The organism is Escherichia sp. WS3227_2 (assembly GCF_046486495.1).
Lineage (GTDB): Bacteria > Pseudomonadota > Gammaproteobacteria > Enterobacterales > Enterobacteriaceae > Escherichia > Escherichia coli.
This window is the reverse complement of sequence record NZ_JBJQLG010000005.1, coordinates 264,027-287,481: the sequence shown is the minus strand read 5'-3', so window position 1 is coordinate 287,481 and position 23,455 is coordinate 264,027. Positions and strand designations below refer to the sequence as shown.

Here is a 23,455-nt window from a genome sequence, read left to right as displayed (position 1 = left end):
GAATCATGCCTGGCCCGCACAGTTTTCGGCAGATTCTTTCCACCAATGGACGCATGCCTGAGGTTCTTCTCGTGCCTGATATGAAGCTTTTTGCTGGTAACGCCACCCCGGAACTAGCACAACGTATTGCCAACCGCCTGTACACTTCACTCGGCGACGCCGCTGTAGGTCGCTTTAGCGACGGCGAAGTCAGCGTACAAATTAACGAAAATGTACGCGGTGGTGATATTTTCATCATCCAGTCCACTTGTGCCCCTACTAACGACAACCTGATGGAATTAGTCGTTATGGTTGATGCCCTGCGTCGTGCTTCCGCAGGTCGTATCACCGCTGTTATCCCCTACTTTGGCTATGCGCGCCAGGACCGTCGCGTCCGTTCCGCTCGTGTACCAATCACTGCGAAAGTGGTTGCAGACTTCCTCTCCAGCGTCGGTGTTGACCGTGTGCTGACAGTGGATCTGCACGCTGAACAGATTCAGGGTTTCTTCGACGTTCCGGTTGATAACGTATTTGGTAGCCCGATCCTGCTGGAAGACATGCTGCAGCTGAATCTGGATAACCCAATTGTGGTTTCTCCGGACATCGGCGGCGTTGTGCGTGCCCGCGCTATCGCTAAGCTGCTGAACGATACCGATATGGCAATCATCGACAAACGTCGTCCGCGTGCGAACGTTTCCCAGGTGATGCATATCATCGGTGACGTTGCAGGTCGTGACTGCGTACTGGTCGATGATATGATCGATACTGGCGGTACGCTGTGTAAAGCTGCTGAAGCTCTGAAAGAACGTGGTGCTAAACGTGTATTTGCGTACGCGACTCACCCGATCTTCTCTGGCAACGCGGCGAACAACCTGCGTAACTCTGTAATTGATGAAGTCGTTGTCTGCGATACCATTCCGCTGAGCGATGAAATCAAATCACTGCCGAACGTGCGTACTCTGACCCTGTCAGGTATGCTGGCCGAAGCGATTCGTCGTATCAGCAACGAAGAATCGATCTCTGCCATGTTCGAACACTAATCGAACCCGGCTCAAAGACCCGCTGCGGCGGGTTTTTTTGTCTGTAATATCCATTTGTATGACCTATGCCTCCTTCACCTGCCATTTAGTTGACAGATGATGCGCTCACGGATGAAACATTATTGTGAACAAAATATTTTCCTCACATGTGATGCCTTTCCGCGCTCTGATCGACGCTTGCTGGAAAGAAAAATATACTGCCGCACGGTTTACCCGTGACCTGATTGCCGGGATAACCGTCGGGATTATTGCTATCCCGCTGGCAATGGCGTTGGCTATTGGTAGTGGTGTGGCACCCCAGTACGGTTTATATACCGCAGCTGTTGCGGGGATTGTCATTGCTCTGACGGGGGGGTCACGCTTTAGCGTTTCCGGTCCGACTGCGGCATTTGTGGTAATTCTCTATCCCGTTTCGCAACAGTTTGGACTGGCAGGACTGCTGGTCGCGACACTCATGTCAGGTGTCTTTTTGATCCTGATGGGGCTGGCACGTTTTGGACGCTTGATTGAATATATTCCGGTTTCCGTGACCTTAGGTTTCACCTCGGGTATCGGGATCACCATCGGTACCATGCAGATTAAAGATTTTCTCGGTCTGCAAATGGCCCATGTCCCGGAGCATTATCTACAAAAAGTCGGCGCATTATTTATGGCGTTGCCGACCATTAATGTGGGTGATGCTGCCATTGGCATTGTGACACTAGGTATTCTGGTTTTCTGGCCACGTCTGGGCATTCGTTTACCGGGTCATCTTCCAGCCTTGCTGGCTGGTTGTGCGGTGATGGGGATTGTTAACCTGCTCGGCGGGCATGTTGCTACCATCGGATCGCAATTCCACTACGTTCTGGCAGATGGTTCTCAGGGTAACGGTATTCCGCAACTGCTGCCGCAACTGGTACTACCGTGGGACCTGCCCAATTCAGAATTTACCCTCACCTGGGATTCTATTCGCACACTGCTGCCTGCGGCATTCTCAATGGCTATGCTCGGCGCAATCGAATCTCTGCTCTGCGCCGTGGTGCTGGATGGTATGACCGGGACAAAACACAAGGCGAATAGCGAACTGGTTGGACAGGGGCTGGGGAATATCATCGCCCCGTTCTTTGGTGGTATTACCGCTACAGCTGCCATCGCGCGCTCTGCCGCTAACGTCCGTGCCGGGGCAACTTCCCCTATCTCGGCGGTGATCCACTCTATTCTGGTTATTCTTGCCCTGCTGGTACTGGCACCGCTGCTCTCCTGGCTGCCGCTTTCCGCCATGGCTGCCCTGCTGTTGATGGTGGCGTGGAACATGAGTGAAGCGCACAAAGTGGTCGACTTGCTGCGTCATGCGCCGAAAGATGACATCATCGTCATGCTGCTGTGCATGTCGCTGACCGTGCTGTTTGATATGGTTATTGCCATCAGCGTGGGGATCGTGCTGGCATCGCTGCTGTTTATGCGTCGTATCGCACGTATGACTCGCCTGGCCCCGGTAGTCGTAGACGTTCCAGACGATGTTCTGGTTCTGCGCGTTATTGGCCCGCTGTTCTTTGCTGCCGCTGAAGGCTTGTTCACGGACCTGGAGTCACGTCTTGAAGGCAAACGGATTGTGATTCTGAAGTGGGATGCCGTTCCGGTACTTGATGCTGGTGGTCTTGATGCGTTCCAGCGTTTTGTGAAGCGTCTACCCGAAGGATGTGAACTGCGCGTGTGCAACGTGGAATTCCAGCCACTGCGCACTATGGCTCGCGCAGGCATTCAACCGATCCCGGGACGCCTCGCGTTCTTCCCGAATCGTCGCGCGGCGATGGCGGATTTATAAGTACGAGATTGACCAGTCAGCGCAAACTGACTGGTCAGCAAACTGCATTATTTGTTAGCTATGACGGCGATTATCGCTACGGCGGCAACGTTTGTCATAGTGGCGAACCCACCAGTAACGGTCGCACACCTGTTCATGCCCGCCAACACGGGCACCCGCCAGCCAGAGAATGGCACCGACGAAAATACTTAGCACTGCACCATGTGCGAAATACTGGGGCATATTAAACTGTGGTAACTGGTTGAGGATTGAATACCCCACGCCGACCACCATTACCACCAGACCCAACCCCATGAGCACGTTACCGAGTAACGAAGCGTTTTTGCGTTTCATATGTCACCTCCGGAACTTTCTGGGTTGTAACAGGGAATACCCCTCTTCCTTATGTGTAAAGTATAGACAACACCCTGTGGGTTATGTGCGGGCGTGATCACAATTACAACCCTTATTTCAACAAAACTTTACAAATAAACGCCTGAACACCTTGACTTTCTAATAGTCCACTCAGGCAATTATTACGTTATCTGCATTTGATACGCAGTTTTTTGTCAAGCGGGGCCGCAACCAGTAAACTACGCGCCAGTTATGTACACACTCAGGACAAAAAAACGTGACGATTAAATTGATTGTCGGCCTGGCGAACCCCGGTGCTGAATACGCCGTAACGCGACATAATGCTGGTGCCTGGTTCGTTGACTTACTGGCAGAGCGTTTGCGCGCTCCGCTGCGCGAAGAGGCTAAATTCTTTGGTTATACTTCGCGAGTCACCCTTGGAGGTGAAGATGTCCGCCTGTTAGTCCCGACTACATTTATGAATCTCAGCGGCAAAGCCGTTGCGGCGATGGCCAGTTTTTTCCGCATTAATCCGGACGAAATTCTGGTGGCCCACGACGAACTGGATCTGCCTCCTGGCGTCGCCAAATTTAAGTTGGGCGGTGGCCATGGTGGTCACAATGGACTTAAAGACATCATCAGTAAATTGGGTAATAACCCTAACTTTCACCGTTTACGCATCGGAATCGGTCATCCGGGCGATAAAAATAAAGTTGTTGGTTTTGTATTAGGCAAACCGCCTGTTAGTGAACAGAAGTTAATTGATGAAGCCATCGACGAAGCGGCGCGTTGTACTGAAATGTGGTTTACAGATGGCTTGACCAAAGCAACGAACCGATTGCACGCCTTTAAAGCGCAATAAGTCGTTGTCTGCGGCATTTTTGCCGAGTGCCGTGTATAATAGGCAAAGTTATTTCCATTTCTGCAATCTGTTAGCAATAACAGGTTGATTATTAAGATATTAAGGTGATTTAAATCATGGGATTCAAATGCGGTATCGTCGGTTTGCCCAACGTCGGGAAATCTACCCTGTTCAACGCGCTGACCAAAGCCGGTATTGAAGCGGCCAACTTTCCATTCTGCACCATTGAGCCGAACACAGGCGTCGTACCAATGCCTGACCCTCGCCTGGATCAACTGGCTGAAATCGTAAAGCCGCAGCGTACGCTTCCCACGACCATGGAATTTGTCGATATCGCCGGTCTGGTAAAAGGCGCATCGAAAGGCGAAGGTCTGGGTAACCAGTTCCTGACCAACATCCGTGAAACTGAAGCGATCGGTCACGTTGTTCGCTGCTTTGAAAATGACAACATCATTCACGTTTCCGGCAAAGTTAACCCGGCGGATGATATTGAAGTTATCAACACCGAACTGGCGCTGGCGGACCTCGACACCTGCGAACGTGCGATTCATCGCGTACAGAAGAAAGCCAAAGGTGGCGATAAAGACGCGAAAGCCGAGCTGGCGGTACTGGAAAAATGCCTGCCGCAGCTGGAAAACGCAGGTATGCTGCGCGCGCTGGATTTAAGCGCTGAAGAGAAAGCGGCTATTCGTTACCTGAGCTTCCTGACGCTGAAACCAACAATGTACATCGCCAACGTCAACGAAGACGGTTTTGAAAACAACCCGTATCTTGACCAGGTGCGTGAAATCGCGGCGAAAGAAGGTTCTGTTGTGGTTCCGGTTTGTGCTGCTGTTGAAGCAGACATTGCCGAACTGGACGACGAAGAACGTGACGAGTTTATGCAGGAGCTTGGGCTGGAAGAGCCGGGCCTGAACCGTGTGATCCGTGCCGGTTATAAGCTGCTGAACCTGCAAACTTACTTCACCGCTGGGGTGAAAGAAGTACGTGCATGGACCATTCCGGTTGGTGCAACCGCGCCGCAGGCCGCTGGCAAAATCCATACTGATTTTGAAAAAGGCTTTATCCGTGCACAAACCATCTCGTTTGAAGATTTCATCACTTACAAAGGTGAACAAGGCGCGAAAGAAGCAGGCAAAATGCGTGCAGAAGGCAAAGATTACATCGTTAAAGATGGCGATGTAATGAACTTCCTGTTCAATGTCTAATTAATTTGTTGTCTCATGAGGTTTCGCTAAATCTCATGAAGAGCGCAAAAGTATATAAAATCCACGCAATTGCGTGGATTTTTCATTTTACCGAGTCCTAACCATTCTTATAACATCCTACACTTTTGTGCTTATTGCCTATAGTGAACCACCAGAATAATTAAAGACATAAGTGTTCAGATGAGGGATATCTCATTAGCAATGAGATAACGTAAGTTTGTGTTCCACTGCACATCAGACACCTTTTACAGCTGATCAATATTGATCACGCTCCAATATGCTGGCGAGAAAAGGACTTGCCTGAAGGGCAATATCCAGCAGATAAAGCCCCCGAATAACGTGATTACGTGCGATCCTGGCAAGATGAAAATGATAACCAGTAGCACGATAATAACGATAAGCCAGAAAATCCATTGTTCAAAAATGAATATCGATGTTTTTTGCTTTTTCTTATTAGTAATGCAAAAATGGCTCATATTGTTTTTGTTATGCAGATACATCAAGCGAAAATCCCATAACTAATTAGGATTATTACCAAAAATATTCACCAAATTATTTAACCGCTGTTTGTTGTAATGTTTTTGTCATATTCATAGTAACGATTTGGAATAAGTAACGACAACTTAGGGAATAACTCGATCTAAACTCACCTTTGTAAGGAGGATGTTAAATATATATTAATTCCTGTGTTCCTGATTTTGCCCGGTAATAGAGAATTATTCTCAGAGCAGCTCATCATGATTGCACCATACAAATATCATGATGATAAGAGGATATTATTCATTGACTTAAACAAAATGACAAAATCCATAGACCCATAGCCTGGGTACTATATAGGAGTGGTATGGGCATCAAACAACACAATGGGAATACCAAAGCCGATCGTCTCGCTGAATTAAAAATCCGTTCGCCCTCCATTCAACTGATAAAATATGGCGCTATTGGTTTGAATGCAATTATCTTTTCCCCCCTGCTGATAGCTGCTGATTTAGGAAGTCAAGATGGCACCAATATTACTATTAGTGATGGTGACAGAATTATAGGAGATACCGCCGATCCATCAGGAAACCTCTATGGTGTAATGACCCCAGCAGGAAACACGCCTGGCAATATCAACCTGGGTAATGATGTCACCGTCAATGTCAACGACGCCTCTGGATATGCAAAGGGAATCGTTATTCAGGGCAAGAACAGCTCCCTGACAGCTAACCGACTTACAGTAGATGTTGTTGGTCAAACCTCTGCCATCGGCATTAATTTAATTGGTGACTATACCCATGCTGACTTAGGCACAGGCAGCACCATTAAGAGTAACGATGACGGCATCATTATTGGACATAGCTCAACACTAACAGCCACTCAATTCACCATTGAAAACTCGAACGGTATAGGCCTAACCATCAATGACTATGGCACCAGTGTCGATCTTGGAAGCGGAAGTAAAATCAAGACCGATGGAAGTACAGGTGTTTATATCGGTGGTCTCAACGGCAATAACGCCAATGGTGCTGCGCGTTTTACGGCGACAGACCTGACAATCGATGTTCAGGGCTACAGCGCCATGGGAATAAACGTACAGAAAAACTCTGTTGTCGATCTCGGAACAAACAGTTCCATTAAAACCAATGGCGATAATGCACACGGCCTCTGGAGCTTTGGCCAGGTGAGCGCGAATGCACTCACTGTTGATGTAACTGGAGCCGCGGCCAATGGCGTCGAAGTTCGTGGTGGTACAACCACTATCGGTGCTGATAGCCATATTTCTTCCGCGCAGGGCGGTGGCCTCGTAACCAGTGGTTCAGACGCGACAATCAATTTTTCTGGCACGGCAGCGCAACGAAACAGCATCTTTTCCAGCGGTTCTTATGGTGCCTCAGCCCAGACGGCAACGGCTGTTATCAACATGCAAAATACCGATATTACGGTTGATCGTAATGGCAGTCTGGCGCTGGGTTTGTGGGCGCTCAGCGGCGGTAGAATAACCGGAGACAGTTTGGCTATCACCGGCGCGGCAGGAGCCAGGGGAATTTATGCCATGACCAACAGCCAGATCGATCTCACGAGCGCTCTGGTCATTGATATGAGTACACCCGACCAGATGGCCATCGCAACGCAACATGACGATGGTTATGCTGCCAGCCGCATCAACGCTTCGGGTCGTATGCTTATCAACGGTAGCGTTCTCTCCAAAGGTGGGCTAATCAATCTGGATATGCACCCTGGGTCGGTTTGGACAGGTTCCTCCCTCAGCGATAATGTCAATGGCGGGAAACTGGACGTTGCAATGAATAACAGCGTCTGGAACGTAACAAGTAATTCTAATCTCGACACGCTGGCGCTGAGCCATTCAACTGTCGATTTTGCCAGCCACGGGTCAACTGCCGGCACATTTACCACATTAAACGTAGAGAACCTGAGCGGTAACAGTACCTTTATTATGCGTGCTGATGTTGTTGGCGAGGGTAATGGCGTTAATAATAAAGGGGATTTATTGAATATCAGCGGGAGTAGTGCTGGTAATCACGTATTGGCTATCCGTAACCAGGGCAGCGAGGCCACAACGGGAAATGAAGTTCTGACAGTGGTAAAAACCACTGACGGTGCGGCCTCGTTCAGCGCGTCTTCTCAGGTTGAGTTGGGGGGATATCTGTACGATGTGCGTAAAAATGGCACTAACTGGGAGCTTTACGCTTCCGGGACAGTTCCGGAACCCACACCAGCTCCCGCTCAGCCTCCCATAGTCAACCCCGATCCTACGCCTGAACCCGATCCTACGCCTAACCCCGCTCCCACGCCTAAACCCACCACGACCGCAGATGCTGGCGGCAATTATCTCAATGTCGGTTACTTATTGAACTATGTTGAAAACCGTACGCTGATGCAACGGATGGGTGACCTGCGAAATCAGAGTAAAGACGGAAATATCTGGCTGCGCAGTTATGGGGGAAGTCTGGACTCCTTCGCCAGTGGCAAACTGAGCGGCTTTGACATGGGTTACAGCGGTATCCAGTTTGGTGGGGATAAACGTATCTCTGATGTAATGCCGTTGTATGTCGGTCTGTATATTGGCTCAACACATGCATCGCCGGACTATAGCGATGGCGACGGTACCGCACGTTCAGACTACATGGGAATGTACGCCAGTTACATGGCACACAACGGTTTTTACAGCGATCTCGTTGTAAAAGCATCGCGCCAGAAAAATAGTTTCCACGTACTGGACAGTCAGAACAACGGCGTTAACGCCAACGGCACTGCGAATGGATTGAGTATCTCTCTGGAAGCCGGGCAGAGGTTCAACCTGTCCCCTACTGGTTATGGGTTCTATCTAGAGCCGCAAACCCAGCTCACATACAGCCACCAGAATGAGATGGCTATGAAGGCGAGTAATGGCCTCAATATACATCTGAATCACTACGAATCGCTGCTGGGGCGTGCCAGCATGATACTGGGATATGACATCACCGCAGACAACAGCCAGCTGAATATGTATGTGAAGACTGGCGCTATCCGCGAGTTTTCAGGGGATACCGAATATCTGTTGAACAACTCCCGGGAGAAGTACAGTTTCAAAGGTAATGGCTGGAATAACGGCGTGGGAGTCAGTGCACAGTATAACAAACAGCACACATTCTATCTCGAAGCGGATTACACGCAGGGTAACCTCTTTGATCAGAAGCAAGTCAACGGAGGATATCGCTTCAGCTTTTAAGTGGGGGATAGACAAGCCCTTAAACGATGCTGAAAATTGTTAGCGTACGCCGGAATGAAATACAGATCACTCTGATGTATCAGAAATCGTTTCTGTCTTTCATACCCGGCGCTTAAACTGCCCTGCATCAATGCCATGTTGCTTCATTTTCCGCCACAGCGTAGTGCGGCCGATCCCAAGTAAAGCCGACATTTCCTGAATGCGACCGCCTGTGACCTGGGCTGCGTTAATAATTGCCTCTTTTTCAACTTCCGCAAATGACAGACTGGTGGAAAGGCGGGTGGCGCTGACATCATCTGTCGCCTGCTCGGTAAACAGATGTTCAGGTAAATCACTGACGTGAATGCGCCCGTTATCACTACTCAGAGCAAGATTCTCGATGACGCTGTAAAGTTCAAAATCGTTGCCTGGCCATGCACAAGAAACCAGGCGAGCGAGGGCATCGTCATCAATTTTCAGACGCGTAGAGAAGCGTTTTTCAAGACTGCGTAATTTGTTATTCACCAGCGCCGGAATGCTGCCACGCCGCATACGCAGAGGCGGGATGGTAATTTCAAATGCATGCAGCGCGTAATACAGCTGGCGACTAAAGCGATTTTGTTCCACCAGCATTGCCAGGTCCGCGGTCGTTGTGGCAATCACTTTGACATCAATGGGTATTAAACGCCGCGCATCCAGTCGCGTGATAACACCCTGCTTGATAACCTGAAGCAAAGCAGACTGTAACTCCACCGCCAGATATTCAATCTTTTCAAGAAACAGCGTGCCGCCGTGCGCCAGTTCCAGCCGACTCAGACGACCATTTTCACTGTCCGTGCGATCACCGCCAATAAATTCTTCCGCCAGCGCCGCATCACCATATAACTCACAATTGACGGCGATATAAGGCCCCGCTGCACGCTCACTTTCATTATGAATTGCCTGACTTAGCAGTGCCTTGCCCACGCCCTCTTCTCCACAAAGCAGGACAGGAAAGCTACTACGCGCCGCCTGGCGACCAAAATGAATCAAGCGGCGGGTTTGCGGATCGTCCTGTGGCATATGAGCGAAAGTATGGCTGACTTTTCCTAATTGACTGGTCATTAACTGCCGCATCTGTTCCACAGGATGGAGCAACAAAATAAAGCTGGTTCCCTGCGTTTCTATTATCGGTTTAAGGGTTATCACCGCATCAATAAACTGGTGCTGACTTTCAAAGGTTGCTTCTACGTGTTTGAGCGGATGTGCCTGTTTTATTGCTTGTTGCAATACGGCGGGTAACGTTAAGAGTTCAGTGATCGCCCTTCCCTGACTTGCCGTCGCGTCAAGGCGCAAGACCCGCGCCGCCTGGGCATTGATAAATTGCAAATGACCCTGCTCGTCCCAGCTAATCACGCCATCATCCATACTTTCTAACAGGGCATTAAGTTGATTTAAATGACGGTTAGTTTCAGCGAGCAAACTGTCCGTCAGCAGTAAATTACCGACCTCTCGGGCGATTGCCAACGTCAACGGCAAATCAGCTGCGGTAGTTTGCTCAACCGGACACGCCAGCGCTATTGTTCCCGTCAATCGGCCCTTGCTGTCAAACAACGGCGTTGCACAAAAGGCCCAGTTCCAGAGTGCCTGTTTGAAATGTTGATCGGCCATCGTTTTCACGGCCTGACCAGAGATAGCCGCTAACGATAGCGCACAAGTACCAATAATTCCCTCGGCGCAATACGTGCCGTCATTGAATCCCAGTGTACTTAGTTGCTGCAAGGTTTGCGGATCGCCATTACGGCTGAGAATGCAGGCGGTTTCATCGAGGATAAGCAACGCACACTCTCGCGGTGCCATATATTCCCAGGCATCTTCCAGCGCAGCCTGCCCGAGCGTCAGCATCGCTTTCTTACGCCGATAAATAGACGCAAATGTCACGCCCTGGGCCTGGTGTGGTACGTTCCATGTCTCCCGTTTCATCAGCTTATTGCATCTCTCCCAGGAGGTTGCAATTAAGGGAGATATGCCCCGACCATCGTTGTTAAAAGCGCCACTCATATCCCGCATCCCTTATGACAAAAGGTGTTCCGGCTCGCAATTTTAAGTATTAATACACGTAAAAGTTTCAATATGGAACATTCATTAAAGCATATGTTTCACTATGAAACATAATTTGGGCTAATTTTCTTTTCCCTTGCCTGATGCACAATGGATTCATCGGCAGTCAGTGGTCGCCGTGTCGTTGAACATCATCCATGCCCTACCGTAATTGCTGGAGCAAAATAATGAAAAAATTGATCAATGATGTGCAAGACGTACTGGACGAACAACTGGCAGGACTAGCGAAAGCGCATCCATCGCTGACACTGCATCAGGATCCGGTGTATGTCACCCGAGTTGATGCCCCCGTTGCAGGTAAAGTCGCCCTGCTGTCGGGTGGCGGCAGCGGACACGAGCCGATGCATTGTGGTTATATCGGTCAGGGGATGCTTTCGGGGGCCTGTCCGGGCGAAATTTTCACCTCACCGACGCCCGATAAAATCTTTGAATGCGCCATGCAAATTGATGGCGGCGAAGGTGTACTGTTGATTATCAAAAATTACACCGGCGATATTCTTAACTTCGAAACAGCAACCGAGTTACTGCACGATAGCGGCGTAAAAGTGACCACTGTGGTCATTGATGACGACGTTGCAGTAAAAGACAGTCTTTATACCGCCGGGCGGCGCGGCGTTGCCAACACCGTATTAATTGAAAAACTCGTAGGCGCAGCGGCGGAGCGTGGCGACTCACTGGACGCCTGTGCGGAACTGGGGCGTAAGTTGAATAATCAAGGCCACTCAATAGGTATTGCTCTCGGTGCCTGTACCGTTCCTGCCGCGGGCAAACCTTCTTTTACCCTGGCGGACAATGAGATGGAGTTTGGCGTCGGCATTCATGGTGAGCCAGGTATTGACCGCCGTCCCTTCTCTTCCCTTGATCAAACCGTCGATGAAATGTTCGACACCCTGCTGGAAAATGGCTCATACCATCGCACTTTGCGTTTCTGGGATTATCAACAAGGCAGCTGGCAGGAAGAACCACAAACCAAACAACCGCTCCAGTCTGGCGATCGGGTGATTGCGCTGGTTAACAATCTTGGCGCAACTCCGCTTTCTGAGCTATACGGCGTCTATAACCGCCTGACCACACGTTGCCAACAAGCGGGATTGACTATCGAGCGTAATTTAATTGGCGCGTACTGTACCTCACTGGATATGACCGGTTTCTCAATCACCTTACTGAAAGTTGATGACGAAACGCTGGCACTCTGGGACGCCCCGGTCCACACCCCGGCCCTTAACTGGGGTAAATAAGGAGAAAGCAATGTCACTGAGCAGAACTCAAATTGTTAACTGGCTCACTCGTTGTGGCGATATTTTCAACACCGAGAGCGAGTATCTTACCGGACTGGATCGCGAAATTGGCGACGCTGACCACGGGCTAAATATGAACCGAGGCTTTAGCAAAGTGGTGGAAAAACTCCCTGCTATCGCAGATAAAGATATCGGTTTCATTCTCAAGAATACCGGTATGACGCTACTTTCCAGCGTCGGTGGTGCCAGTGGTCCGCTTTTCGGTACCTTCTTTATCCGCGCCGCACAGGCGACCCAGGCACGGCAAAGCCTGACGCTGGAAGAGCTTTATCAGATGTTCCGCGATGGCGCGGACGGCGTAATCAGTCGCGGTAAAGCCGAACCTGGCGATAAAACCATGTGTGATGTGTGGGTGCCGGTGGTGGAATCGTTACGTCAGTCCAGCGAGCAAAATCTCTCTGTTCCGGCGGCGCTCGAAGCTGCCAGTAGCATCGCCGAGTCCGCTGCACAAAGTACGATTACGATGCAAGCCCGCAAAGGCCGCGCCAGTTATCTCGGTGAACGCAGTATTGGTCACCAGGACCCCGGTGCGACCTCGGTGATGTTTATGATGCAAATGTTGGCGTTAGCCGCAAAAGAGTAAGGAATTGGTGATGGTAAACCTGGTCATAGTTTCACATAGCAGCCGACTGGGAGAAGGTGTCGGTGAACTAGCCCGTCAGATGTTAATGAGTGATAGTTGTAAAATCGCCATTGCCGCGGGAATTGACGATCCACAAAATCCCATTGGTACCGATGCCGTCAAAGTGATGGAGGCCATCGAATCTGTTGCCGATACCGACCATGTGCTGGTCATGATGGATATAGGAAGCGCATTATTGAGTGCTGAAACTGCGCTGGAATTGCTGGCTCCCGAGATCGCCGCAAAAGTACGTTTGTGTGCTGCGCCGTTGGTCGAAGGTACACTGGCAGCAACGGTCAGCGCGGCCTCGGGGGCGGAGATCGACAAAGTTATCTTTGACGCCATGCATGCGCTGGAAGCCAAACGTGAACAACTGGGTTTACCCTCCTCCAACACTGAAATCTCTGACACATGTCCTCCGTACGATGAAGAAGCCCGTTCTCTGGCGGTGGTCATAAAAAACCGTAACGGCCTGCATGTACGTCCGGCCTCCCGGCTGGTTTATACCTTATCGACATTTAATGCCGATATGTTGCTGGAGAAAAACGGCAAATGCGTCACACCGGAGAGTATTAACCAGATTGCGTTACTACAAGTTCGCTATAACGATACGCTGCGCCTGATTGCGAAAGGGCCAGAAGCTGAAGAGGCACTGATCGCTTTCCGTCAGCTGGCTGAAGATAACTTTGGTGAAACGGAGGAAGTTGCTCCACCTATTCTGCGTCCCGTTCCGCCTGTTTCGGGTAAAGCCTTTTATTATCAACCGGTTTTATGTACGGTACAGGCAAAATCAACCCTGACCGTGGATGAAGAACAAGAACGATTACGCCAGGCCATTGACTTCACGTTATTAGATCTGATGACGTTAACAGCGAAAGCAGAAGCCAGCGGGCTTGACGATATTGCCGCAATCTTTTCTGGTCACCATACACTGTTAGATGATCCGGAACTGCTGGCGGCGGCAAGCGAACTCCTTCAGCATGAACATTGCACGGCAGAATATGCCTGGCAGCAAGTTCTTAAAGAACTTAGCCAGCAATACCAGCAACTGGATGATGAATATCTACAAGCTCGCTATATTGATGTGGACGATCTTCTGCATCGCACCCTGGTCCACCTGACCCAAACGAAAGAAGAACTCCCGCAGTTTAACTCGCCAACTATTCTACTGGCGGAGAACATCTATCCCTCCACAATACTGCAACTGGATCCGGCGGTTGTAAAAGGTATCTGCCTTAGCGCCGGAAGTCCGCTATCCCACAGCGCCCTGATCGCCCGTGAACTGGGGATTGGCTGGATTTGCCAGCAAGGTGAGAAACTGTATGCGATACAACCAGAAGAAACGCTAACGCTGGACGTTAAAACGCAACGTTTCAGCCGTCAGGGTTAAACCACCGTTCGGATGGCATCGTTCTGATGCCATCTGGCTATTTACTCTGCACTAATGTTTTTTAACTACCTGTTATATTTTTCACCAATTTATGATGATTTTTCTTCGCTAATCGCGAACCCAACGCCGCTGACTGGCTAACAAACAGACGTTATTTGATCACTCTATTTCGCCGTTATTTATCCCTTTAATTCCCTTTTCTAAAATGCCTGACCGTTCGCAGAATGAGATTTCGATCATGCAGCTAGTGCGATCCTGAACTAAGGTTTTCTGATACTTGAATACCGTTTTATTCGGTTTCGCCAAAGGAGAATGATTGATGAAATCCCCCGCAGCTTCTCGCCCGCTAAAAATGGCGTTAATTCCAGCCTGCATTTTTTTGTGTTTCGCTGCGCTATCGGTGCAGGCAGAAGAAACACCGGTAACGCCACAGCCGCCTGATATTTTATTAGGGCCGCTGTTTAATGATGTGCAAAACGCCAAACTTTTTCCGGACCAAAAAACCTTTGCCGATGCCGTGCCGAACAGCGATCCGTTGATGATCCTTGCTGATTATCGGATGCAGCAAAACCAGAGCGGATTTGATCTGCGCCATTTCGTTAACGTCAATTTCACCCTGCCGAAAGAGGGCGAGAAATATGTTCCGCCAGAGGGGCAATCACTACGCGAACATATTGACGGACTTTGGCCGGTATTAACGCGTTCTACCGAAAATACCGAAAAATGGGATTCTCTGTTACCGCTGCCGGAACCTTATGTCGTGCCGGGCGGACGTTTTCGCGAGGTATATTACTGGGACAGTTACTTCACCATGTTAGGGCTTGCCGAAAGCGGTCACTGGGATAAAGTCGCGGATATGGTAGCCAATTTTGCTCATGAAATAGACACTTACGGGCATATTCCCAACGGCAACCGCAGTTACTATTTAAGCCGCTCGCAACCGCCCTTCTTTGCCCTGATGGTAGAGTTACTGGCGCAGCATGAAGGCGATGCCGCGTTGAAGCAATACCTGCCGCAAATGCAAAAAGAATATGCTTACTGGATGGACGGTGTTGAAAACCTGCAAGCCGGACAACAGGAAAAACGCGTTGTCAAACTTCAGGATGGTTCCCTTCTCAACCGCTACTGGGACGATCGCGATACGCCACGACCAGAGTCATGGGTGGAAGATATTGCCACCGCCAAAAGCAATCCGAATCGACCTGCCACTGAAATTTACCGCGACCTGCGCTCTGCCGCTGCGTCTGGCTGGGATTTCAGCTCGCGCTGGATGGACAATCCGCAGCAGTTAAATACCTTACGCACCACCAGCATCGTACCGGTCGATCTGAACAGCCTGATGTTTAAAATGGAAAAAATCCTCGCCCGCGCCAGCAAAGCTGCCGGAGATAACGCGATGGCAAACCAGTACGAAACGCTGGCGAATGCCCGTCAAAAAGGGATCGAAAAATACCTGTGGAACGATCAACAAGGCTGGTATGCCGATTACGACCTGAAAAGTCATAAAGTGCGCAATCAGTTAACCGCTGCCGCCCTGTTCCCGCTGTATGTCAATGCGGCAGCGAAAGATCGCGCCAACAAAATGGCGACGGCGACGAAAACACATCTGCTGCAACCCGGCGGCCTGAACACCACGTCGGTGAAAAGTGGGCAACAATGGGATGCGCCAAATGGCTGGGCACCGTTGCAGTGGGTAGCGACAGAAGGATTACAAAACTACGGGCAAAAAGAGGTGGCGATGGACATTAGCTGGCACTTCCTGACCAATGTTCAGCACACCTATGACCGGGAGAAAAAGCTGGTGGAAAAATATGATGTCAGCACCACCGGAACGGGGGGCGGCGGTGGCGAATATCCATTACAGGATGGCTTTGGCTGGACCAATGGCGTGACGCTGAAAATGCTGGATTTGATCTGCCCGAAAGAGCAACCGTGCGACAATGTTCCGGCGACGCGTCCACTCAGTGAATCAACAACACAGCCGGTAAAACAAAAAGAGGCGGAACCTACGCCTTAACTTTGCTGTATATCGAGCAATGCCATTATGTGCATAAAATTGGCATTGCTCTTTTTTCGCCACGAAATGCCCCCCATTCTACGGTCTATGCCTTTATTTTCTTTTATTAGAGAAGATTTTAATTTTATTTTATCAACTTGTTAATCATTACACCTCTATTTATATTTTCCCCCACTCCCCATTCTCCCTGACAATTTTCTTGTGGAACAAAGTGTTATTTAAGAAACAAGCAAATCATTCTGTCTCTTTAGACAAATTTTGACATCAAACATGATCTTTTTCGCTATATGTGTAAGTATATAGCGGTTTTAATTATCAGGATATTACTTATGTCACTAACCAGACGGAGGTTTACACAGATTCTTGCGTCGACATTGTTCCTGCATCATCTGCCGTCCTTTGCACAATCAGTCAAATTCTGGGCCTCACTGACGCTTCCCGAAGCCCAAAACATTACACGCATCGTCAGCGCAGGCGCGCCCGCCGATTTACTATTGCTGGCTGTCGCGCCAGAAAAAATGGTCGGTTTTTCCTCTTTTGATTTTGCCCGTCAGGCATTAATTCCATTGCCAGAGCACATTCGCCAGTTCCCCAGGCTGGGACGACTCGCCGGGCGCGCCAGCACACTCTCGCTGGAAGGGCTTATGGCGTTACATCCCAATTTGGTCGTTGATTGCGGCAATACGGATGAAACCTGGATCTCCCAGGCACGGCAGGTTAGCGAACAGACACAAATACCCTGGTTATTGCTTAACGGGAAACTGGAACAATCAGCAGAACAGTTAACAACGCTTGGCAAAACGTTAGGCGAAGAGCACCGCGCCGCAGAACAAGCCAATCTCGCCAGCCGCTTCGTTGGTGAAGCTCAGGCATTCGCCACCTCACCCGCCGCTAACCTCAGCTTTTATGCTGCGCGCGGTCCTCGAGGGCTGGAAACGGGCTTACAGGGTTCGTTGCATACCGAGGCGGCGGAATTATTAGGTTTGCACAACGTCGCGCAAATAGCCGATCGCCACGGTCTGACACAGGTTTCCATGGAAAATCTCCTGCGCTGGCAGCCGGATATTATTCTGGTTCAGGAGGCCGTTACTGCAGATTTTATTCGTCGTGATCCTCTCTGGCAGGGCGTGAAAGCGGTTGCAGAACAACGCATCTTATTTTTAAGTGGCTTGCCCTTTGGCTGGCTGGATGCCCCACCGGGAATCAACCGTCTTCTGGGATTACGCAGACTTCACGCCTGGCTGGATCCCGCCATCAATCGCCAGTTTAAAAGTGACATGCAGCATTACGCCCAACTGTTCTGGCATTGTTCACTCAGTGACGCCGACTATCAAAAATTGGTGGCGAGCTAATGAGAACCGTAAACGGATGTATTTTGCTGCTGGCAGCTATCAGTATCACTTTTGCCGCCGTAAGTGGGGCTTATCATCTCGATATACAGCAACTGCTGGCGCTCATTCTTCGTCAAGAAAATGTTCCTGTGCAGGAACAAATTGTCTTCTGGCAAATCCGCGTGCCGCGTATTCTTGCTGCGCTGTTTCTGGGCGCGGCGCTGGCAGGGGCCGGAACCACCTATCAGGGAATGTTCCGTAATCCCTTAGTGTCACCGGATATTTTAGGCGTCTCCGCCGGTGCCGGACTTGGTGCCTGCGCGGCAATCCTGTGGGGATTATCCATTGTTTACATCCAGCTGTACGCATTTTGCGGCGGGCTGATGGTGGTCGCGGGCGTCTGGTTGATTACGTGTCGGGTGACCCGCCACGATCCGATCTTAACCCTGGTGCTGGTAGGCATTGCGTTAGGAACGTTGTGCGGAGCGGGGATATCGCTAATAAAAACGCTGGCCGATCCTTACACCCAGTTACCGTCAATTACCTTCTGGTTGCTGGGGGGGCTGTCCACCGTGACCTTACGCGATCTCTGCTATGCTGCACCGATCATTCTCACAGGCTCCTTGCCCCTGTTTTTTCTCCGCTGGCGCATGAATTTACTCACGCTTTCCGACGACGAAGCCCGTTCGCTGGGACTGAACGTGACACGTCTGCGCTTTGGATTAATTGTCTGCGCCACACTAATCACCGCCAGCACGGTAGCAATAGCGGGCATAATTGGTTGGGTCGGCCTGGTCGTTCCGCACATTGCCCGCTTGTTGACCGGTCATAACCATCAGCAGCTGTTGCCCATGGCAATGTGTACTGGCGCGATTCTGCTCCTGCTTACCGATACGCTGGCACGCAGCATTGGAACAACAGAAATCCCACTTGGCATTCTGACCGCTTTTGTTGGTGCACCGTTTTTCCTGTTTTTGTTGTTACGCGGAGGTCGCCAGTGACTTTGCTTGCCGTCCGTCATGCGTCTCTGGGTTACTCCCGCCATCCGGTGCTACGCGACGTGTCCTTCACCCTGTCGCAAGGAACAATTTGTTGTCTGTTAGGAGCCAATGGTTGCGGCAAAACCACACTCATGCGCTCCATTCTTGGCGTTATACCGTTATTAAAAGGCGAGATCTTACTGGATAGCCTCCCTGTGCAGACACTCAGCCATCGCCAGCGCGCGCAGGCCATTGCCTGGGTGCCGCAGGCGCACGACGGTATTTTTGCTTTTAGTGTGCTGGATATGGTGTTGATGGGCCTGGCCCCCACCATAGGCGCTTTTTCCGTTCCCGGTAAGCAAGAACGCCTGAAAGCAACGGAGCAACTGGAAAAGCTGGGCATTTTGCATCTGGCGACACGACGCTGGAATACGCTTAGCGGCGGTGAACGTCAGCTGGCTTTAATCGCCCGTGCACTCGTCCAGCAACCGCGCTTGTTATTACTGGATGAGCCTGCCTCCAGCCTCGATTTCGGTCATCAGATCCAACTACTGGACACGCTGGCGCAGCTCAAAAATAACGGCATGACAATGCTAATGTCGACTCATCATCCGCTCCATGCCAACGCCATTGCCGACAGCATTATCCAGGTAGAGCCAGATGGACGAGTAACACAAGGCTTACCGACCGAACAGTTAACAACGAACAAACTGGCTGCCCTGTACCGGGTTTCTGCCGACCAGATTCATCATCACCTCTCTGCAATTAGCCACTAAGGAACAATCATGCTCATTGATGATATTGATTTTGCGGACCTTTACCTGCAGCAACTCAAACTGGCCCACCGCACAGAAAAAACGCCGGCTCACTGGGATCAACGGGCGGAAAAAATGGCGGAAAATTGCGCCTCGCCTACGGACAGCTACCTGCAACAACTGACCGCTAAAATTGATCTGCAAGGCGCGCAGACCTTATTCGATATGGGCTGCGGACCGGGTACCGTATCGCTGGCGCTGGCTGACAAACTCACGACGATTTATGGCGTTGATTACAGTCAGGGGATGCTGAAGGTTGCCGCCCGTCGCGCCGCCGCGCTAAAGGCAGACAATGTCCACTGGATCCAGCGCGCCTGGGAAGAGGACTGGAGTGACCTGCCACGCTGCGATATTGCCGTGGCTTCCCGCTCCACTCTGGTGGCTGATATGCGCCAGGCAATGAGCAAACTGAATAATCAGGCACGGCTTCGCGTCTATACGACTCATCTGGTCAGCACCTCGTTCGTCTCTCCAGCCATTCAGCGGGCGGCTGGTCGGGAAGTGATCGAATTACCCAACTATATCTTTGCGCTCAACGTCCTGTATCAGATGGGAATTTATGCTCACGTTGATTTTATCCGTGGACAAAATTGCCAACAGGATAACAGCACCTGGGAACGTTTTGAGCAGAACGTCAGCTGGAGTCTGGGCGCGCTTAACGACGATGAGCGTGAGCGGTTATATCGCTGGTATCAACAACAAGATGCTCGTGCCCTCGCCCCTGCCAGCCGCGACTGGGCGCTCATCTGGTGGGATAGCGTACCGCAAGAGGCACTGCGATGATTTTCCTTTCTCAGGCACAAATCGATGCGTTACTTCTGGAAGATATCCAGGGCGGTGACCTGACCACGCGAGCATTAAATATTGGACACCAGCATGGCTATATAGAGTTTTTTCACCGTCAGGGCGGCTGCGTCAGCGGAATTTCTGTCGCGTGTAAGATGTTAACTACGCTGGGATTAACTATTGATGACGCAGTCAGCGACGGTTCACAAGCGAACGCGGGTCAGCGGCTAATCCGTGCGCAGGGTAATGCCGCAGCACTTCATCAGGGATGGAAGGCAGTCCAGAATGTGCTGGAGTGGAGTTGCGGTGTTTCTGATTATCTCGCTCAAATGCTGGCGTTACTTCGTGAACGTTACCCTGATGGCAATATCGCCTGCACCCGAAAAGCAATTCCGGGCACCCGCTTACTGGCCTCGCAGGCAATTCTGGCTGCCGGAGGACTGATTCATCGTGCCGGATGTGCGGAAACCATATTATTGTTTGCCAACCACCGTCATTTTCTTCATGACAATCAGGACTGGTCAGGCGCAATCAATCAGTTACGTCGCCACGCACCCGAGAAGAAAATAGTTGTTGAAGCCGACACGCCGAAAGAGGCAATCGCCGCGTTACGCGCGCAACCAGACGTACTTCAGCTCGACAAATTTAGTCCACAACAGGCAACTGAAATTGCGCAAATAGCACCGTCGCTGGCTCCCCACTGCACGCTGGCTCTGACCGGCGGAATTAATCTGACAACACTCAAAAATTACCTCGACTGCGGCATTCGCCTTTTTATTACCTCCGCGCCTTATTACGCGACACCAGCTGACATTAAAGTCAGTCTGCAACCCGCAGCCTCTATTTAATTCTTTGTTAAACGGAATTTATTCTATGAGACTCAAAAAACGTTATCTCTGCACAGCATTATCACTTGCCTTTACCCAGCAGGCCGTAGCGGCTCAGGAGAGTGACACGCTGACCGTATGGTCCAGTCCGGTATCATCAACGACGACCACCGTTCTCGATCAACCCATCATGAAGGCCCTGGATAAACAGAATGTCGCTCAGGCATTAAGTGTCGTCCCCGGCGTGGTGCTGCAAAAGTCAGGTAGCCGCAACGAAGAACAGGTCAAAGTTCGTGGCTTTGATAGTCGTCAGGTGCCGGTCTATTTCGACGGTGTGCCCATTTATGTTCCCTATGACGGCAACCTCGATCTGGCGCGGATTCTGACCAACAATTTGGGGGCAGTTGAAGTTTCCAAAGGGTATTCGTCGCTGCTTCAGGGGCCTAATCAGATGGGCGGAGCCATTAATATCACCACCCAGAAGCCAACAAAACCTCTGGAAGCAAGTCTGGGATATCGCCAGGGATGGAGCCGTAGCCAGGACAATGCCTACGATATGCATGCTTCATTTGCCGCCAGCAGCGATCTGGGGTATTTGCAAGTCAGCGGTAGCCAGCTAAAGCAGGATTTTCTCGGCCTGCCGCATGGTGTAAATAATGATATTGCAGGCAAACACGGCAAGATGATTAATTCATCGGCTGATGATAAACGCGGCATTGTGAAGCTCGGTTTTACACCACGCGAAAACGATGAATACACATTGACTTACATTAAGCAGGATGGTGAAAAAGATAACCCGCCATACAGTGGAAATAGTGGTCAAAAATCACGCTACTGGCAGTGGCCAGAGTATGACAAAGAAAGTTTTTATTATCAGGGAACGACCCAACTAAACGATCGTTTTACCCTGAAAAGTCGGCTATATCGCGACACCTTTGAAAATACGCTGATGATGTACAACTCGCTGGCTGATTTGAAAAATAAAAAAGGCAGCTACAGCCATTATTCCGATTACAGCGACGGTGCCGGGTTACAACTGGCAGCCGATGTGCGTGAAAACGATCTGCTGTCGTTTGCCGTTAACTGGAAAGATGACGTACACCGGGAAAAAAGTGCGCCGCACGCCGCTTACGATCGCTATGAAGATCGTACCTGGTCGCTCGCCAGTGAATATCAATGGGCTGCTGCCGATAATGTCGATGTCGTGGCTGGAATCAGCTATGACTGGCGCGATAGCGTAGAAGCGAAAAAACATGAGAAAGATGGAAGCATCACCCATTATGACGACAACAATCAGTCAGCTTTTAACTGGCAGGTGATGGGGAAATACCACTTTGCCAATGAAGACACGCTGGCGCTTTCGTACTATGACCGCACACGCTTTCCGACGCTGAAAGAACGCTATACCACGTCCAAACCTGCGTATAACCAGATAGCGATTGTTAACCCGCAGCTCAAACCGGAACGCGCGCGCGGGGTGGATTTAACCTGGAATGGTGCCTTCACGCACGACTGGGGGTTTGAGGTCAGCTTTTACTATAACCGGGTGAGTGATGCCATCCTCTCGCACAATATCGATGCCGATACCATTCAAAATCAGAACAGCGGCACGGTGGATTACAGCGGTCTGGATGCCGGTATTAAGGGGAAAATCAGCAATATACTGGATGTAGGATTGAGCTATGCCCTGATCCACGCTGATGCCAAACGCAAAGACATCGGCAAGATAACCGATCTGCCAACGCAGACAATGACCGCATGGATGACTCTCAAACCGTGGGAGCCGTTAAGCGTAACGCTGTCGGAAGAGGCGCGTTCCTCCAGCTACAGCAACAGTGACGGTTCACAAAAAGCCGCCGGTTTTGCGGTGACCCACATTCGAGCCGATTACACTTTAGGTCATGGCTTCAGCGTCAATGCGTCGGTCAATAACCTGTTTGATACCAAATATGCCTACAGTGAAGGGTTTATTGAAGAAGGTCGCAATTTCTGGGCAGGTATCGAGTATACGTTCTGATGTGAAAGCGGATAGCGGCATCTGTATCGCTATCCGCCTTATGAAAATCTTATTCTCTTCGCAGGAGGCGGAATACGCCCAGCACCAGGATAGCGCCCACCACCGCCACCAGGAAGCTGTGCAAATTAAAACCGCTGATGGTGCCACCAATGCCAAACATGGTCGCCAGCCAGCCGCCGACCACCGCACCGACTATCCCGAGAATACAGGTCAGGAAAAATCCACCACCATCACGCCCCGGCATGATTAGCTTGGCGATAATGCCGGCTATCAGGCCAAAAATAATCCAGGCAATAATTCCCATGTTCAGGCCCTCGTTTCGATGAATCGGACGCAAGAAATGCTTACGTCAACG

General features: G+C 50.5%; 18 protein-coding genes. 15 read left to right on the top strand and 3 right to left on the bottom strand.

Features of this window, described 5'->3' with window-relative positions; genetic code table 11:
• Positions 1-71: 71 nt before the first annotated feature.
• Both prs and dauA read left to right on the top strand, forming a co-directional pair.
• The gene (gene prs, locus ACJHXB_RS09815) at positions 72-1,019 is read left to right on the top strand and encodes a ribose-phosphate diphosphokinase (RefSeq protein ID WP_001298109.1); all 948 of its coding nucleotides are present in this window, start codon (positions 72-74) and stop codon (positions 1,017-1,019) included.
• A gap of 124 nt (positions 1,020-1,143) precedes the next feature.
• Positions 1,144-2,823, top strand: a complete 1,680-nt coding sequence (gene dauA, locus ACJHXB_RS09810) for a C4-dicarboxylic acid transporter DauA (RefSeq protein WP_001033364.1) — start codon at positions 1,144-1,146, stop codon at positions 2,821-2,823.
• A 54-nt stretch (positions 2,824-2,877) separates the two neighbouring features.
• Here dauA and ychH read toward each other — a convergent pair whose 3' ends face one another.
• Positions 2,878-3,156, bottom strand: a complete 279-nt coding sequence (ychH, locus tag ACJHXB_RS09805) for a stress-induced protein YchH (protein WP_000823885.1) — start codon at positions 3,154-3,156, stop codon at positions 2,878-2,880.
• 277 nt (positions 3,157-3,433) lie between these two features.
• Between ychH and pth the strand changes: the two genes are divergently transcribed.
• The 3 genes from pth to ACJHXB_RS09790 all read left to right on the top strand — a co-directional run bounded on the left by pth (position 3,434) and on the right by ACJHXB_RS09790 (position 8,938).
• Positions 3,434-4,018 carry an aminoacyl-tRNA hydrolase gene (gene pth / locus ACJHXB_RS09800; protein ID WP_000152957.1) on the top strand — a complete coding sequence of 195 codons (585 nt, stop codon included), beginning with the start codon at positions 3,434-3,436 and terminating at the stop codon, positions 4,016-4,018.
• A 116-nt stretch (positions 4,019-4,134) separates the two neighbouring features.
• Entirely contained in the window at positions 4,135-5,226 is a 1,092-nt protein-coding gene (ychF, locus tag ACJHXB_RS09795) for a redox-regulated ATPase YchF (RefSeq protein ID WP_000505866.1), read from the top strand.
• Positions 5,227-6,070: 844 nt separating this feature from the next.
• Positions 6,071-8,938: an autotransporter outer membrane beta-barrel domain-containing protein gene (locus tag ACJHXB_RS09790; RefSeq protein WP_001605299.1), complete on the top strand. Its 2,868-nt coding sequence runs from the start codon at positions 6,071-6,073 to the stop codon at positions 8,936-8,938.
• Between the two features lie 99 nt (positions 8,939-9,037).
• Here ACJHXB_RS09790 and dhaR read toward each other — a convergent pair whose 3' ends face one another.
• Entirely contained in the window at positions 9,038-10,957 is a 1,920-nt protein-coding gene (dhaR, locus tag ACJHXB_RS09785) for a dihydroxyacetone kinase operon transcriptional regulator DhaR (protein WP_001469091.1), read from the bottom strand.
• A gap of 227 nt (positions 10,958-11,184) precedes the next feature.
• Here dhaR and dhaK point away from each other — a divergent pair, with 227 nt between their 5' ends.
• The 10 genes from dhaK to ACJHXB_RS09735 all read left to right on the top strand — a co-directional run bounded on the left by dhaK (position 11,185) and on the right by ACJHXB_RS09735 (position 23,100).
• Entirely contained in the window at positions 11,185-12,255 is a 1,071-nt protein-coding gene (gene dhaK, locus ACJHXB_RS09780) for a dihydroxyacetone kinase subunit DhaK (protein ID WP_000733737.1), read from the top strand.
• Between the two features lie 10 nt (positions 12,256-12,265).
• The gene (dhaL, locus tag ACJHXB_RS09775; RefSeq protein ID WP_001307735.1) at positions 12,266-12,898 is read left to right on the top strand and encodes a dihydroxyacetone kinase subunit DhaL; all 633 of its coding nucleotides are present in this window, start codon (positions 12,266-12,268) and stop codon (positions 12,896-12,898) included.
• A gap of 10 nt (positions 12,899-12,908) precedes the next feature.
• Positions 12,909-14,327 (top strand): dihydroxyacetone kinase phosphoryl donor subunit DhaM, encoded by a 1,419-nt coding sequence (gene dhaM, locus ACJHXB_RS09770; RefSeq protein WP_001309456.1) that lies wholly within the window; start codon positions 12,909-12,911, stop codon positions 14,325-14,327.
• 319 nt (positions 14,328-14,646) lie between these two features.
• On the top strand, positions 14,647-16,344 hold the full coding sequence (treA, locus tag ACJHXB_RS09765; protein WP_000841693.1) for an alpha,alpha-trehalase: 1,698 nt from the start codon (positions 14,647-14,649) through the stop codon (positions 16,342-16,344).
• Between the two features lie 329 nt (positions 16,345-16,673).
• A complete protein-coding gene (locus ACJHXB_RS09760; RefSeq protein WP_000060139.1) occupies positions 16,674-17,696 on the top strand; it encodes an iron ABC transporter substrate-binding protein in 1,023 nt (340 codons plus the stop codon).
• A complete protein-coding gene (locus ACJHXB_RS09755; RefSeq protein ID WP_001261251.1) occupies positions 17,696-18,676 on the top strand; it encodes a FecCD family ABC transporter permease in 981 nt (326 codons plus the stop codon). Before ACJHXB_RS09760 ends, ACJHXB_RS09755 begins: the two co-directional genes overlap by 1 nt.
• Positions 18,673-19,431: an ABC transporter ATP-binding protein gene (locus ACJHXB_RS09750; RefSeq protein WP_000173311.1), complete on the top strand. Its 759-nt coding sequence runs from the start codon at positions 18,673-18,675 to the stop codon at positions 19,429-19,431. Before ACJHXB_RS09755 ends, ACJHXB_RS09750 begins: the two co-directional genes overlap by 4 nt.
• A 9-nt stretch (positions 19,432-19,440) precedes the next feature.
• Entirely contained in the window at positions 19,441-20,253 is an 813-nt protein-coding gene (locus tag ACJHXB_RS09745) for a class I SAM-dependent methyltransferase (protein ID WP_000903983.1), read from the top strand.
• Complete coding sequence (modD, locus tag ACJHXB_RS09740) at positions 20,250-21,104, top strand: ModD protein (RefSeq protein WP_000576817.1); 855 nt, start codon at positions 20,250-20,252, stop codon at positions 21,102-21,104. Before ACJHXB_RS09745 ends, modD begins: the two co-directional genes overlap by 4 nt.
• 25 nt (positions 21,105-21,129) lie before the next feature.
• Positions 21,130-23,100 (top strand): TonB-dependent receptor plug domain-containing protein, encoded by a 1,971-nt coding sequence (locus tag ACJHXB_RS09735; protein ID WP_001469090.1) that lies wholly within the window; start codon positions 21,130-21,132, stop codon positions 23,098-23,100.
• 49 nt (positions 23,101-23,149) lie between these two features.
• Here ACJHXB_RS09735 and ACJHXB_RS09730 read toward each other — a convergent pair whose 3' ends face one another.
• Complete coding sequence (locus ACJHXB_RS09730; RefSeq protein WP_001330447.1) at positions 23,150-23,404, bottom strand: GlsB/YeaQ/YmgE family stress response membrane protein; 255 nt, start codon at positions 23,402-23,404, stop codon at positions 23,150-23,152.
• Between the last annotated feature and the right edge of the window lie 51 nt (positions 23,405-23,455).

Coding starts and splice junctions, on each gene's coding strand:
- ACJHXB_RS09735 (WP_001469090.1), top strand. CDS start 21,130: ATGAGACTCAAAAAACGTTATCTCTGCACAGCATTATCACTTGCCTTT.
- ACJHXB_RS09760 (WP_000060139.1), top strand. CDS start 16,674: ATGTCACTAACCAGACGGAGGTTTACACAGATTCTTGCGTCGACATTG.
- dhaM (WP_001309456.1), top strand. CDS start 12,909: ATGGTAAACCTGGTCATAGTTTCACATAGCAGCCGACTGGGAGAAGGT.
- dhaL (WP_001307735.1), top strand. CDS start 12,266: ATGTCACTGAGCAGAACTCAAATTGTTAACTGGCTCACTCGTTGTGGC.
- ychF (WP_000505866.1), top strand. CDS start 4,135: ATGGGATTCAAATGCGGTATCGTCGGTTTGCCCAACGTCGGGAAATCT.
- dhaR (WP_001469091.1), bottom strand. CDS start 10,957: ATGAGTGGCGCTTTTAACAACGATGGTCGGGGCATATCTCCCTTAATT.
- modD (WP_000576817.1), top strand. CDS start 20,250: ATGATTTTCCTTTCTCAGGCACAAATCGATGCGTTACTTCTGGAAGAT.
- ACJHXB_RS09745 (WP_000903983.1), top strand. CDS start 19,441: ATGCTCATTGATGATATTGATTTTGCGGACCTTTACCTGCAGCAACTC.
- ACJHXB_RS09730 (WP_001330447.1), bottom strand. CDS start 23,404: ATGGGAATTATTGCCTGGATTATTTTTGGCCTGATAGCCGGCATTATC.
- ACJHXB_RS09755 (WP_001261251.1), top strand. CDS start 17,696: ATGAGAACCGTAAACGGATGTATTTTGCTGCTGGCAGCTATCAGTATC.
- dhaK (WP_000733737.1), top strand. CDS start 11,185: ATGAAAAAATTGATCAATGATGTGCAAGACGTACTGGACGAACAACTG.
- treA (WP_000841693.1), top strand. CDS start 14,647: ATGAAATCCCCCGCAGCTTCTCGCCCGCTAAAAATGGCGTTAATTCCA.
- ychH (WP_000823885.1), bottom strand. CDS start 3,156: ATGAAACGCAAAAACGCTTCGTTACTCGGTAACGTGCTCATGGGGTTG.
- ACJHXB_RS09790 (WP_001605299.1), top strand. CDS start 6,071: ATGGGCATCAAACAACACAATGGGAATACCAAAGCCGATCGTCTCGCT.